The organism is Pedococcus bigeumensis, assembly GCF_006438965.1.
GTDB classification, from domain to species: domain Bacteria; phylum Actinomycetota; class Actinomycetes; order Actinomycetales; family Dermatophilaceae; genus Pedococcus; species Pedococcus bigeumensis_A.
Map to the genome: position 1 here is coordinate 745,528 of NZ_RCZM01000001.1, position 13,321 is coordinate 758,848.

General features: G+C 71.2%; 12 protein-coding genes. 8 read left to right on the plus strand and 4 right to left on the minus strand.

The genetic code is table 11. The features are described from left to right. The first annotated feature begins 29 nt into the window (after positions 1 to 29). From rimO to EAH86_RS03380, 4 genes are all read left to right on the plus strand, one after another. On the plus strand, positions 30 to 1,571 hold the full coding sequence (gene rimO, locus EAH86_RS03365) for a 30S ribosomal protein S12 methylthiotransferase RimO (protein ID WP_140737164.1): 1,542 nt from the start codon (positions 30 to 32) through the stop codon (positions 1,569 to 1,571). Further along, positions 1,565 to 2,230, plus strand: a complete 666-nt coding sequence (locus EAH86_RS03370) for a CDP-alcohol phosphatidyltransferase family protein (protein WP_140737165.1) — start codon at positions 1,565 to 1,567, stop codon at positions 2,228 to 2,230. Before rimO ends, EAH86_RS03370 begins: the two co-directional genes overlap by 7 nt. Continuing rightward, entirely contained in the window at positions 2,227 to 2,721 is a 495-nt protein-coding gene (locus EAH86_RS03375; protein WP_140737166.1) for a CinA family protein, read from the plus strand. The genes EAH86_RS03370 and EAH86_RS03375 overlap by 4 nt, the downstream gene beginning before the upstream one ends. A 104-nt stretch (positions 2,722 to 2,825) precedes the next feature. Continuing rightward, positions 2,826 to 3,125 carry a helix-turn-helix domain-containing protein gene (locus tag EAH86_RS03380; RefSeq protein ID WP_140737167.1) on the plus strand — a complete coding sequence of 100 codons (300 nt, stop codon included), beginning with the start codon at positions 2,826 to 2,828 and terminating at the stop codon, positions 3,123 to 3,125. Between the two features lie 47 nt (positions 3,126 to 3,172). On the opposite strand, the gene EAH86_RS03385 is transcribed toward EAH86_RS03380, so the two are convergent. Both EAH86_RS03385 and EAH86_RS03390 read right to left on the minus strand, forming a co-directional pair. Further along, positions 3,173 to 4,051, minus strand: coding sequence for a DNA-formamidopyrimidine glycosylase family protein (locus tag EAH86_RS03385; protein WP_140737168.1), 879 nt, complete (start codon positions 4,049 to 4,051; stop codon positions 3,173 to 3,175). A 9-nt stretch (positions 4,052 to 4,060) separates the two neighbouring features. After that, a complete protein-coding gene (locus EAH86_RS03390; RefSeq protein WP_140737169.1) occupies positions 4,061 to 8,845 on the minus strand; it encodes an ATP-dependent helicase in 4,785 nt (1,594 codons plus the stop codon). Between the two features lie 367 nt (positions 8,846 to 9,212). On the opposite strand from EAH86_RS03390, the gene EAH86_RS03395 reads away from it, so the two are divergent. Together EAH86_RS03395 and EAH86_RS03400 are read left to right on the plus strand one after the other, a co-directional pair. Beyond that, positions 9,213 to 9,620, plus strand: a complete 408-nt coding sequence (locus EAH86_RS03395) for an MmcQ/YjbR family DNA-binding protein (RefSeq protein WP_140737170.1) — start codon at positions 9,213 to 9,215, stop codon at positions 9,618 to 9,620. 123 nt (positions 9,621 to 9,743) lie between these two features. Beyond that, positions 9,744 to 10,199, plus strand: a complete 456-nt coding sequence (locus EAH86_RS03400; protein WP_140737171.1) for an iron chaperone — start codon at positions 9,744 to 9,746, stop codon at positions 10,197 to 10,199. Between the two features lie 62 nt (positions 10,200 to 10,261). Here the strand turns inward: EAH86_RS03400 and EAH86_RS03405 are convergent, their stop codons facing one another. Further along, entirely contained in the window at positions 10,262 to 10,846 is a 585-nt protein-coding gene (locus tag EAH86_RS03405; RefSeq protein WP_140737172.1) for a GNAT family N-acetyltransferase, read from the minus strand. A 169-nt stretch (positions 10,847 to 11,015) separates the two neighbouring features. On the opposite strand from EAH86_RS03405, the gene EAH86_RS03410 reads away from it, so the two are divergent. Next, positions 11,016 to 11,339 (plus strand): YciI family protein, encoded by a 324-nt coding sequence (locus tag EAH86_RS03410; protein ID WP_140737173.1) that lies wholly within the window; start codon positions 11,016 to 11,018, stop codon positions 11,337 to 11,339. Then, positions 11,336 to 12,568, plus strand: a complete 1,233-nt coding sequence (locus EAH86_RS03415; RefSeq protein WP_140737174.1) for an RNA polymerase sigma factor — start codon at positions 11,336 to 11,338, stop codon at positions 12,566 to 12,568. The genes EAH86_RS03410 and EAH86_RS03415 overlap by 4 nt, the downstream gene beginning before the upstream one ends. Before the next feature lie 94 nt (positions 12,569 to 12,662). Here the strand turns inward: EAH86_RS03415 and EAH86_RS03420 are convergent, their stop codons facing one another. After that, the gene (locus EAH86_RS03420; protein WP_140737175.1) at positions 12,663 to 13,298 is read right to left on the minus strand and encodes a dihydrofolate reductase family protein; all 636 of its coding nucleotides are present in this window, start codon (positions 13,296 to 13,298) and stop codon (positions 12,663 to 12,665) included. Positions 13,299 to 13,321: the final 23 nt, after the last annotated feature.

Genomic DNA, 13,321 nt, shown 5'->3' on the forward strand with positions numbered 1-13,321 from the left:
CCACGCTACCCACCCTTAGAGTGGAGCCCATGAGTTCGACGGCACAGAGCAGTTCAACGGCTCAGCGCAGCGTCGCCTTGGTCACCCTGGGCTGCACCCGCAACGAAGTGGACTCCGAGGAGCTAGCCGGTCGGCTGGCCGCCGAGGGGTGGCTGCTCGTCGACGACGCCGACGATGCTGACGTCGCCGTGGTCAACACCTGCGGCTTCGTCGAACAGGCCAAGAAGGACTCGATCGACGTGCTCATCGAGGCCTCCGCGCGCAAGGGGCACTCGAAGACGCAGAAGGTGGTCGCGGTCGGCTGCCTGGCAGAGCGCTACGGGCAGCAGCTGGCCGACGAGCTGCCCGAGGCCGATGCGGTGCTGGGGTTCGACTCCTACGCCGACATGTCCACGCACCTGCGCGCCGTCCTCGACGGCCACAAGCCGGCCTCGCACGTTCCGTCCGACCGCCGCCAGCTGCTCCCGCTGTCGCCGACGCAGCGACAGGGCGGGTCCGCTGGAGTCGCGCTGCCGGGACACGGCATCCCCACTGATCCCACGTCCCCCGAGCAGACGTCGTCGGAGCCGCTGTCGACGGCGCCGGTCGACGTCACCATCGACGGACCGGTCCCCGCGTCAGGGCCCCGCGTGATCCGGGCCCGTCTCGACGGCCGTCCGTGGGCCCCGCTCAAGATCGCCAGCGGGTGCGACCGGCGCTGTGCGTTCTGCGCCATCCCCATGTTCCGCGGCGCCTTCGTCTCGCGGCGCCCGCACGACATCATCGCCGAGGCGCGGTGGCTGGGGGAGCGCGGCGTCAAGGAGCTGTTCCTCGTCAGCGAGAACTCCACGTCCTACGGCAAGGACCTCGGCGACATCGGTCTGCTCGAGAAGATCCTGCCCGACCTCGCGGCCGTCCCCGGGATCGAGCGGGTGCGGGTGAGCTACCTGCAGCCGGCCGAGATCCGACCCGGCCTGCTCGACGCGATGGCCTCCGTGCCCGGCGTGGTGCCCTACTTCGACATCTCGTTCCAGCACGCCTCTGCCACCCTGCTGCGGTCGATGCGGCGGTTCGGCGGGCGTGAGGCCTTCCTCGGGCTGCTCGACGAGGTGCGGGCGCGCGTGCCGCTGGCCGGCATCCGCAGCAACGTCATCGTCGGGTTCCCGGGCGAGACCGAGGACGACCTCACCGAGCTCGAGGACTTCCTCGTGACAGCCAGGCTCGACGTCGTCGGCGTGTTCGGCTATTCGGACGAGGATGGCACCGAGGCCGAGACCTACGCCGACAAGCTGTCTGATGACGTTGTCGCAGAGCGCGTTTCGCGCTTCACCGCCCTCATCGAGGAGCTCAACCTCCAGCGCGCAGAGGAACGCATCGGCGAGCACGTGGACGTGCTCATCGAGTCGGTGCCCAACGGTGAGGATGACGAAGAGGAGACGTCCGTCGTGGGCCGGGCCGCGCACCAGGGGCCAGACGTCGACGGAGTGACCATGCTCGACCCCACCCAGTTCCCCGACGTCGCCGTGGGCGACATCGTGCGGGCGGTCGTCACCGGGACCGAGGGGATCGACCTGCTGGCCGAGCCATGCTGAGCGAGTCCGCACCGGCTCCCGACCCGGCAGCCACGCCCGTCGCGGTGCCGGCGCCGAGCTCCTGGAACATCGCCAACGCCCTCACCGTCACGAGGATCCTGCTCGTCCCGGTCTATGGCTGGCTGCTGCTCCTTGACGGGGGCGACCGGCCGGCGATGCGCTGGACGGCCGCGGCCGTGTTCGCCTTCGCGACGGCGACCGATCGCGTTGACGGAGACCTTGCCCGACGGCGCGGCCTGATCACGAACTTCGGCAAGATTGCCGATCCGATCGCCGACAAGACCCTGATGGGGATGGCGTTCGTGGGCCTGTCGGTCCTCGGCGAGCTCCCGTGGTGGGTCACCGTCGTCGTGCTGGTGCGCGAGTGGGGCGTGACGGTCCTGCGGTTCTTCGTCATCCGCCACGGCGTGATGCCGGCCGGCCGCGGCGGGAAGGTCAAGACTGCCCTGCAGTTCTTCGGGCTGCTGCTGTTCACCCTGCCGCTCGCCTCGTTCGCCGGAGCGGACACCTGGACCCTCGTGGCGGATGTCATCCTCGGTCTCGCCGTCGTCGTCACCGTGGTGACCGGGCTGGACATCGCGGTCAAAGCGCTGCGTCTGAGGCAGACCAGTGAGCGTTCGGCGATGAAGCGCGCGCGTCGAGCCGCCCGCCAGGGATGAGCACCGCGCCTGAGGTGGTGGCCGCGCTGGTCGCAGCCTCGCGAACCATTGCCACCGCCGAGTCGCTCACCGGCGGCCTGGTCTGCGCCGCCCTGACCGACGTGCCGGGCGCCTCGGCAGTGGTGCGGGGCTCCGTGGTCGCCTACGCGACCGAGCTCAAGGCGCAGGTCCTCGGGGTCGACGCCGACCTGCTCGCCGCCGGTGGTGCGGTCCAGGCCGAGGTGGCCCGCCAGATGGCCGCCGGGGTATGCCGCGTGCTCAGCTCCGACGTGGGCGTCGCCACCACGGGTGTCGCAGGGCCGGAGCCCCAGGACGGGCGAGCGGTGGGCACCGTGTTCGTCGCCGTGGCGTTCGAGGACGAGGTGGTCGTGCGTGAGCTGGCCCTGACGGGGGACCGTGCGTCGATCCGGCGGGAGACGGTGGCCCGCGTGCTGGAGCTGGTGGCTGGTGTGGTCGGTGGGACGGAAGATTCTCACCCCCTGGACCGTTGATGCTGTCGTACCGCGTGTTCTGCGATTCCTGCGCGCGCAGCGTCAGGACCTCGGGGTACCGTTGGTGCCTACGAACCGGCAATCGAGCAGTGAATGGAGGCGTCATGATTCTGCTTCGTCGTGAACTTGGTGACGTGCTCCGCGAGCAGCGCCAGTCGCAGGGACGCACCCTCCGCGAGGTTTCGGCCGCCGCCTCCGTCTCGCTCGGTTACCTCAGCGAGGTCGAGCGCGGTGAGAAGGAAGCCTCTTCGGAGCTCCTCGCCTCGATCTGTGGCGCGCTGCGCCTGCCGCTCTCCCAGGTGCTTGGCCAGGTGTCCGAGCGGGTTGCCGAGACCGAGGCGCTGACCGCGCCGGTGTCGCTGCCGCTCCCCGCGACCGCGATGGTCTCCGCGTCCGCAGCCTGACGTCCCGTTCTACCTGACCTGCGACCTGGCTGAGTCCGACGAGGACGTCAGTTGCGGCGGTAGCCCGTGGTGCGGCCGCTAGAACGACCTGCCGTCGCGCCGAGTGGGCGCTGCGGGCGTCCGTCGTCGGTGGGCCCCACGCCGCCCTGGCAGCCGGGGCAGTAGAACATCGTGCGTTCGCGGGTCGGCGGGCCGATCATCGCGACCCGCACCGTGGTTCCGCAGCGCCGACACGGACGTCCGGAACGGGCATGGACGTAGGACTCCTCACCACGGCGCCGGATCCCGGTGCTGGACTGGACCGCATGGTGCCGGGCCTGGCTGAGCAGGTCGTGCGCTCGGGCGACCACCGCACGCAGGTCGTGGTCGCCCACGTCGGCGATCGGTGTCCACGGCCCCACCCGGCTCAGGAAGAGTGACTCGCTGGCCCACAGCGTTCCGATGCCCGCGAGGTTGCGCTGGTCGAGCAGGGCGGCAGCGACGGTGGTGCCGGAGCTGCGCAGGTTGGCGATCGCGGTGGTCTGGTCCCAGTCGCTGCCGAGCACGTCGGGTCCGAGGTGGCCGACGAGCGTGCCCTCGGCGCTCGTCGGGACCAGGTCGAGCATGCCGAGCCGCAGCCCCAGCGCGGTCCAGTTCGCGGTGCCGACCGCGGCACGCAGGTCTTCGCGCCGCAACCACCGCGGAGCGTCGGCCGGCGCCTCGACGCGCCACTGGCCCTCCATCCGCAGGTGTGAGTGCAGCGTGAGGCCGTTGTCGAAACGGTGCAGCAGGTGCTTCCCCCGGCTGACGACTTCCAGCGTCGTGGTGCCTCGGAGGTCCGTCGTGGCGACCTCGGGAAACCGCAGGTCAGACACGATGACCTGGCCGCCGGCGAGCGCCTTGTCCAGTCGTTGCGCGGTCCGCCAGACGGTGTCGCCCTCAGGCATGGGCGGCGCTCACCGGCGCAGCCGCAGCCCGCGGGGCGTGGCGTGGAACCCGGCCCTGGCCAGCGCCGACGCGAGCGGGTGACCCGAGCCCAGCACCGCGCCGCCGTCGGCCTTCTCGACGGTGAGCCGTCCCAGCGCACCCTCGCGGACGGCGAGTGCCAAGGCGTCGGCGGCGCTCTGCAGCGACTGTTCGTCGTCGGTCCAGGACAGGAGCGTCTTGCCACCGCGCTCGACGTAGAGGACGAGCTCGCCGTCGACCAGGACGACCAGCGCTCCGGCCTTGCGCGCCGGTTGGTGACCGCGTTTTCCTGCCGGCACCTTCGCGGTTGAGGACCCTGCCGCTGATGGTGGCGCCGCCGATGACCGTGCGCTCACCGAGTCGTCGGGGCTGGCGTCGTCCGGTGCGACCGCCCGGTCCGGCCAGGGCAGCGCCGCGCCGTAGGCGTTGGCCGGATCGGTGGCGGCCAGCACCATCGCGGGGACGGACCGGTCGGCCTCGTCGCCGACGGGACGGGAGCCAGCACGGAGCCGGTCGATGGAACCGGTGGTGGAGAACTGCGAGGCACCCAACGACTCCACGAAGTAGCCGCGTCGGACCCGTCCGGACTCCTCGGCAGCGGCCAGGACGCGGTAGACGCCGGCGAACCCGCCCGGCACCTCCTCCGCCACCACGGAACCACGGGTGACGACGCCGTAGCGATCGAGGAGCACCTCTGCGGTGGCGTAGGCGCGGACGGTCGTGTCCTGCTCGACCTCGGGCAGGAGGGACCACCGCCCGGCACCCGCCGGTGGTCCGCTGCGGGTGGGCACCGTCGGGCGCCCCAGCCCACGCTGGCCGGAGAGGGCACCCAGCGAGCCGCGCCGACCGGCATAGCGGGTGGTGCGGGGGCCCGGGCGGTTGCGCTTGTGGCTGGTCCTGCCACCCGCGAGCAACGCCCGCAAGGGGGTGAGCGTGTCGTTGCTGACCCGGCCGTCCCAGGCGAGCGCCCAGAGGTCGGCCAGGAGGGCTTCGTCGTCGGTGCTGCCGACGGCGTCGGCCAGGGTGCGGAAGAAGTAGGCGCCGCCACCGGCCAGGGCGTCGACGATGGCCTGCTCGCCTTCACTGGGCGCGCGGTCGGACGGCGGTGCCAGGGTCAGGTGGGCGGTGTCGGCGAGGTGCAGTGACACCCAACCGTCGTCGCCGGGAAGCGACCCGTGGCCGCGCCACAGAACCTCGCCGCTGCTGGTGAGGTCGTCGAGCAGGGCGGGGGAGTAGTCGACGATGCGGGTGGGCAGGACCAGGCTCTCCACGGCACTCGCCGGCAGGACGGCGCCCGCGAGCTGCTCGACGGCACGGACCAGGCCCTCGCGGCCGCGCAGGCCACCACCGACGGACTGCCACTGCGGCAGGAACCGGGCCAGCTCGACGGCCGGGACGGGCTCGACCTCGGCGCGCAGGGCGGCCAACGAGCGGCGACGCAGGAGTCGGAGCACCTCGGCGTCGCAGTAGTCGAGGCCGTGCAGCCCGCCGCCGTTCTCGGTGGGCAGCAGCTCACCCTCGACGACGCGACCGGTGGAGACCATCCGACGCAGGGCATCGAGGGCAACGGCGGGCCCGACGCCCCACCAGGCGGCGACGGCGGCAGCAGGGAAGGGACCATGCGTGCGGGCATAGCGGCGAACGAGGTCGCCGAGCGGGTCGGGCACCGACTCGAGGAAGGTCTGCGGGATGCCGACCGGCAGGGAGCTGCCCAGGGCGTCGCGGAGCCGGCCGGCATCCTCGATCGCGGCCCAGCGCTCCTGGCCGGCGATGCGGACGCGGATCAGGCGTCGCGCCCCTTCGAGGTCGACCAGCCAGGCACCGATCTCGTTGCGCGCCAACGACTCCTGCGACCGTCGCACGATCTCGTCGAGGGGCAGCGGACCCAGGACGCGGAGCAGGTCGGCCACGTCCTCGGCGTCGCGGCAGGCGCGCTCGGGCACCAGGCGCTGGAGCTCGGACTCGGTGCGGGTGACCTGTTCCGGGTCGAGCAGGTCGCGTAGGGACAGTCCCTCACCGCGCCCGAGCAGCTCGGCCAGCAAGGTCGGGTCGAGCGCCAGGGCGGCAGCGCGCTTCTCGGCCAGCGGGGAGTCACCCTCGTACAGGAACTGGGCGACGTAGCCGAACATCAGCGACCGGGCGAACGGAGAGGGCTGCGACGACTCGACGTCGACGAGGGTGACCTCGCGGGACTCGATCGACCGCATCAGGGCCGTCAGACCGGGCACGTCGAACACGTCCTGGACGCACTCGCGCACCGTCTCCAGGACGATCGGGAAGGAGGCGTACTGGCTGGCCACCTCGAGCAGCTGGGCCGCCCGTTGGCGTTGCTGCCACAGGGGTTGGCGACGGTCGGGTCGCCGACGGGGCAGGAGCAGCGCGCGCGAGGCACACTCCCGGAACCGCGCCGCGAACAGGGCTGACCCACCGATCTCGGACGTGACGAGGTCGTGGACGTCGTCGGCCTCCAGCCGCACCAGCTCGAGCAGCTCCGCACCCACCCCGCGGTTGCCGGACCCCTCGTCCTCGAACTCGAGGTCAGGGAGCCGGAAGACGATCCCGTCGTCGCCGTGCATCGCCTGCACGTCGACGCCGTAGCGCTCGCGCATCCGGGCGGAGACGCACAGCGCCCACGGTGCGTGCACCTGGCCACCGAACGGAGAGTGCACCGCCACTCGCCAGTCGCCGATCTCGTCACGGAACCGCTCGACGACGATGGTCCGGTCGTCGGGGACGTGGCGGGTCGCCTCCTGCTGCTCGGCGAGGTAGGACAGCAGGTTGTCGGCCGCCCATTCGTCGAGCCCAGCGGCGGTCACCCGGGCGCGGGCCTTGGCGGGGGACAGCCCGACCACCTCGCGGACGAACGCACCGACGGCCCGCCCGAGCTCGGCAGGACGCCCCTGCTGGTCGCCCTTCCAGAACGGCAGCCGCCCGGGCAGACCCGGGGCCGGCGTCACGAGGACCTGGTCGTGGGTGATGTCCTCGATCCGCCACGTGGAGGTGCCAAGCGTGAAGACGTCGCCGACCCTCGACTCGTAGACCATCTCCTCGTCGAGCTCACCCACCCGCCGACCGGCACCCTCGCTGGAAGCCAGGAAGACGGCATACAGACCACGGTCGGGGATGGTGCCGCCGGAGGTGACGGCGAGGCGCTGTGCGCCCGGGCGCCCGGAGAGGACGCCGGTCACACGGTCCCACACGATGCGCGGGCGGAGCTCGGCGAACTCGTCGCTTGGGTAGCGGCCCGACAGCATGTCGAGCACCGACTCGAGGATCGAGCGCGGCAGCGAGGCGAACGGGGTGGCCTTGCGGACCACGGTCTCGAGCTCGTCGACGGTCCACTCGTCGAGGGCGCACATCGCCACGATCTGCTGGGCGAGGACGTCGACGGGATTGGCGGGGACCCGCAACGACTCGATCGCGCCCGCGCGCATGCGTTCGACCACCACGGCGGTCTGGACCAGGTCGCCACGGAACTTCGGGAACAACACGCCCCTCGACACCGCCCCCACCTGGTGACCGGCGCGGCCGACGCGCTGCAGTCCCGAAGCAACCGACGGCGGGGACTCGACCTGGATGACGAGGTCGACCGCGCCCATGTCGATGCCGAGCTCGAGCGAGCTGGTCGCGACCACCGCGGGCAGCCGCCCGGCCTTGAGGTCCTCCTCGATGAGCTGGCGGTGCTCCTTGCTCACCGAGCCGTGGTGCGCGCGGGCGAGGACCGCGGGTGCCCCGGACGAGGCGCCCGACTGCGCCATCACCTGGGCCGGGGTGCGGTTGCCGGTATGCCGCGTGCTCGCTTCAGGGGGATCGTCGCCGCGCGCTTCGCGCATGGTCTCGAGCCGCTCCTCCCAGATCTCGTTGAGTCGGGCCGTGAGCCGCTCGGCCAGGCGTCGGGAGTTGGAGAAGACGAGGGTGGAGCGGTGCGAGGCGATGAGGTCGACGATGCGTTCCTCGACGTGCGGCCAGATCGAGGCCCGGCGCTCGGCCCCGGAGGCGGGTCCGGACAGGTCGTCCTCGATGACCTCGCCCAGAGCGGACATGTCCGCGATCGGGACGACGACCTCGAGGTCCCACTCCTTGGTCGAGGGCGGGCGCACGATCTCGACCGGTCGGCCGCCGGCCAGGTAGCGGGCGACCTCGGCGACGGGTTCGACCGTGGCAGACAGTCCGATCCGCTGAACGGGCTTGTCCAGCAACGCATCGAGGCGTTCGAGGGACAGCGCGAGGTGGGCGCCACGTTTGGTGCCGGCGACTGCGTGGACCTCGTCGAGGATGACGGTCTCGACGCCGGCCAGCGCCTCGCGCGCCTGCGAGGTGAGGATGAGGAACAGTGACTCGGGCGTCGTGATGAGCACGTCGGTGGGTGTGCGGGCGAACGCGCGGCGCTCGTTGGCGGGGGTGTCGCCGGAGCGCACCGACACGGTGATGTCCGGCGGCGTGAGGCCCAGCCGGGTCGCCGCGTGCCCGATGCCGACGAGGGGTGAACGCAGATTGCGCTCCACGTCGACCGCGAGCGCCTTCATCGGCGAGACGTAGAGGACCCGGCAGCGCTTGATCTTCTCGGCGGGAGGAGGCTCGGCGGCTAGCCGGTCGAGGGCCCACAGGAACGCGGACAGGGTCTTGCCCGACCCGGTCGGCGCCACGACGAGGGCGTGGCGGCCCGAGCTGATGGCGTCCCAGGCGCCCGCCTGGGCGGCGGTGGGCGCGCTGAAGGATCCCCGGAACCACTCGGCGGTGGCGGGGGAGAAGCGATCGAGGACATCCGCTGCCATGAGAAGGACAGCCTCTCACCCGGCACCGACACACCACCGCTCCGTGCCGGCTCCCATGCGCGCGCCCCTCGACCTTCGGGGGCGGAAGGGAGGGGCGACACGGTTACCTGCCGCGGGTTGCGAACTGGTTCCGGGGGATGCGCACAGCCCCGGACGGTTAACAGTCGCAACCAGGGTCCGGGGCAGCGCCTTCACTCTACTCCCGGCCGGCCCGCAGCAGAAGAGCCGTGGGCCACATCTTGCGATGTGGTTGCCCCGCTTGGCGCCACCCACGTTTGGCTGCACTGGCGTGCGACTCCGTCGACCAGCTACCGCATCCGTCGTAGCCTCTCCCCCATGGACGCGGTGTGGTCGGGGCAGGACCCCCGTGGCTGATGCCGAGGACGTGCGCCGACTGGCCACCTCGCTGCCGCACGTGGTGGAGGTCCCCAGCGATGGCTTCGACTTCCGGGTGGGGGACAGGGGATTCGTCTGGTCCTACCCCGAGCGACGGCCGGGCAAGCTCCGGGTGATCCGGACGGACATCGCGGTGCTCTACGTCGGTGACGAGGACGAGAAGCAGGCGCTGCTCCTCGGCGAGCCCACCCTCTTCTTCACGGCGCCGGGCTACCTGAACGCCCCGCTGGTGATGCTGCGTCTGGCGCAGGTGGGGGTCGACCGTCTCAGCGAGCTCGTGACGGACGCCTGGCGGATGCGCGCTCCGGACGCCCTCGCCAGCGAGCTCGCTGGTGAGCTGCCCGCGGACGCCAGCTCGGCCGGGACCGACCCTGGCTGACGACCGTAGCCGTGCGAATCCAGCCGGTCAGGAATCGAGAAGCGCCCACTGACCGGTCCGGCCTAACCTTTCGACGAAGGCCGGCACGATGCCGAGTCCGCACGCTCACGAAGGGAACCCGAGATGCCCGCGAAAAAGGCCACCACCACTACCCAGCCCGATGGATTCAGCGCCGAGGAGCGTGCCGCGATGAAGGGGCGCGCCGCCGAGCTGCGTGCCGAAGGCAAGAAGGGGGCCAAGGCGGCTGACGGCCTCCAGGCGCTGCTCGACGGGATCGCGGCGATGGACGCGGAGGATCGCGCGCTCGCAGAACGGGTGCATGTGACGGTCTCTGCCACAGCTCCAGACCTGGTGCCCAAGACCTGGTACGGGATGCCCGCCTACGCGAACGCGGACGGCAAGATCGTCCTGTTCTTCCAGAACGCCGGGAAGTTCAAGTACCGCTACGCGACGCTGGGTTTCCAGGATGAGGCCAACCTCGATGACGGTGACATCTGGGCGACGTCGTACGCCCTCCAGAAGTGGACGCCTGCGGTGGAGAAGAAGGTCATCGCGCTCGTGAAGGCCGCCATCTCCTGACCCGTGGCAACGCAAGGGCCGTCCATCTGGGCGCACCCTGTGGCGGCTTCCTGGCGCCGACCTCACAGGGTGGTGCGCATCACCCAGCGCCACTTGGCGATCTTGCGATCCCGGACGAAGCCGAAGTCCTCGAACAGCTCCTCCGGACCGGTGTGCAGGAAGGCACCGCGCTGGGGCGGTCGGTCGATGGTCTGCTCCGGATAGGCCTCGACCACCCCCCCGGCGGTCCGGATTGCGGCCAGCGCACCGGCCACCGCCGCCCGTGCCACACCATGCCCGCGGCGCTTGCTGTCGGTGAAGATGCACCCGATCCGCCAGTCCGGCACCAGGACGGCGTCCCGCTCGTACTTCGCGCGGTTCTGGATGTTGGGCAGCTCCACCGGGGAGCCGTACTGGCACCAACCCACGCACGTGTCCGACTCGTCGTAGACCAGGATCTGGTGGACCGTCCCGCCGTCGACGTGCGCGCGCTTGGCCTGCTTGTTGCCCTCCCGCGTGTGCCCCTTACCGACACCCTCCGGGTGGAAGCCCATGCACCAACACCCGCCCCACACACCGTTGTTGGCCTCGACCAGCGCGCAGAAGTCACCCCACGTCTCGGCCGTCAGCGGCGCCGTCCGGTACGTCGGTTCAGACTCCCCAGTCACACGCCGATGCTCTCACGACCCACCGACAGCCTTCGGGGACGCAGGACGGCATACCCGTGGCTGCTTGCGGGTCGGCCGCGTGGTGGTGTCGGATCGGGGGACGGGTGTTCGTAGGAGTAGTGAGTGGCAGCCCACGAGGGACGCCCGAACCACAGGAGCTGATCCTCAGATGCAGTACCTCGTTTCCGTGATCGATGACAAGAGCAACCCGGGCAGCACGGACCGGCAGCCCGCCATCAGCGCGTTCAACGAACGTCTCATCGCCGAGGGCTACTGGGTCTTCGCCGGCGGGCTCGCGGACACCGATGCCGCCACGGTCGTCGACAACCGGGGCGAGCAGGTGGTGTTCAGCGACGGGCCCTTCGTCGAGTCGAAGGAGTACCTCGCCGGCGTCTGGGTGTGGGAGGCCCCCGACCTCGACGTTGCGCTCAAGCTCGCCACCGAGGCGTCGGAGGTCTGTGACCGGAAGATCGAGGTCCGGCCGTTCCTGTGAGTGCTGCCGACGTCGCAGGGGCGATCACCCGGGTCCACCACGAGGAGTGGGCACGGGTGGTCGCCTCCCTGACCCGGCGGTTCGGCGACCTGGACATTGCCGAGGAGGCGGCCGCCGAGGCGTTCGCCGTCGCCGTCCAGCGGTGGCCAGCCGACGGCATACCCCCCAATCCAGGCGCATGGCTGACCACCACCGCCAACCACAAGGCAATCGACCGGATCCGGCGCGAGGCCAAACGCGAGGACAAGCAGAAGCAGGCCCAGATGCTGTACGACGACGACCCTCCCGCGCCCACCGGAGCCATCGTTGACGAGCGGCTGCGGTTGATCTTCACCTGCTGTCACCCCGCGCTCGCGATGGAGACTCGCGTGGCGCTCACGTTGCGCATGGTCGCCGGGCTGACCGTCCCGGAAATTGCCCGCGCCTTCCTGGTGCAGGAGACCACGATGGGACAGCGGATCACCCGCGCGAAGGCCAAGATCAAGGCGGCCGGCATCCCCTACCGAGTGCCGTCCGAGGAGGACCTTCCCACCCGTGTCTCCGGCGTGCTCGCCGTCCTCTTCCTGGTCTTCAACGAGGGCTACCTCGCCACCGGCCCCGACACCGACCCGGTCCGTCATGAGCTGACCGCCGAGGCGATCCGGCTCACTCGACTGGTCCGTGACCTCATGCCAGAGGACGGTGAGGTGGCCGGACTGCTCGCCTTGATGCTGCTCACCGAGGCCCGCCGCACCGCTCGGGTCTCGGCGGACGGCGAGCTGGTCACCCTCGACGAACAGGACCGTGGGGCGTGGGACGCGACGTTGGTCGCCGAGGGCCACGGGTTGGTGCGCGAGCGCCTGACCTCAGGGGTGGCCCCGGGTCGCTACCAGCTCCTCGCAGCGGTCAACGCCGTGCACACCTCGGCCCGCGACATCCGCGACACCGACTGGACCCAGGTCGTCGCCCTCTACGACCAGCTCGTCCGCCTCGACCCGTCGCCGATCGTTGTCCTCAACCGGGCCATCGCGGTCGCGGAGCTCGACGGCCCAGAGGTGGCACTCGCGTCGGTGGACCGTCTCGAGGGCGCGTTGGCGGGCTACCACCCCTACCACGCAACCCGGGCCGACCTGCTCCGTCGGACGGGCCGAAGCCGCGACTCGCGGGCCGCCTACGACAAGGCCATCGAGCTGGCGGGGAACACCGCCGAGGTCGCCTACCTGACGCGGCGCCGCGACCAGCTGCGCTGACGCTGCTCGCGTTCGCGATGGGTATGCCGTTCGGCGGGGTGCGAGGCGGCGGGGTGCGGGGCGTGTGGCGCCTCGGGTCACGAGGCGGCGCGGGTCACGAGGCGGCGCGGCGGGTGAAGGTGAGGTGGGTGACGCCGCTGGGGGAGGAGACCGCCTCGATGTCGTAGCCGTCCTCGAGGGCCTCGAGACCGTCCCAGACGCGGACCCCGCGGCCGAGCACGATCGGGACCTGGACGAGGTGCATGTGGTCGACCAGCCCGGCGGCGACGAAGTCGCGGACGACGGTGGCGCCGCCGCCGATCCGGACGTCCAGGCCACCGGCGGCTTCCCTGGCCGTGTCGAGTGCCTCGGCCGGTGTGGCGTCGAGGAAGTGGAACGTGGTCCCGCCCTCCATCTCCATCGAGGGCCGCGGCTCGTGGGTCAGGACGAAGGTCGGGGTGTGGAAGGGCGGGTTGGGACCCCACCAGCCCGTCCAGTCAGGGTCGTCCCGCCAGCCGGGCGGGCCGAACTTGTTGGCACCCATGATCTCGGCACCGAAGCCTGCACTGTGCCGTTGGGCGAAGGCGTCGTCGACGCCGGTGGTTCCGCCAGCGGCCCAGAACCGGGTGGCGAACATCCACTCGTGGAGTCGCTCGCCGGCGTGGCCGAAGGGCGCTTCGGCTGACTGCGGCTCTCCGGTGGCGAAGCCGTCGAGGGAGATGGACAGGTTGTGGATCCGGACCAGGGACATCGGCTGCTCCTCGGGTGGTGACC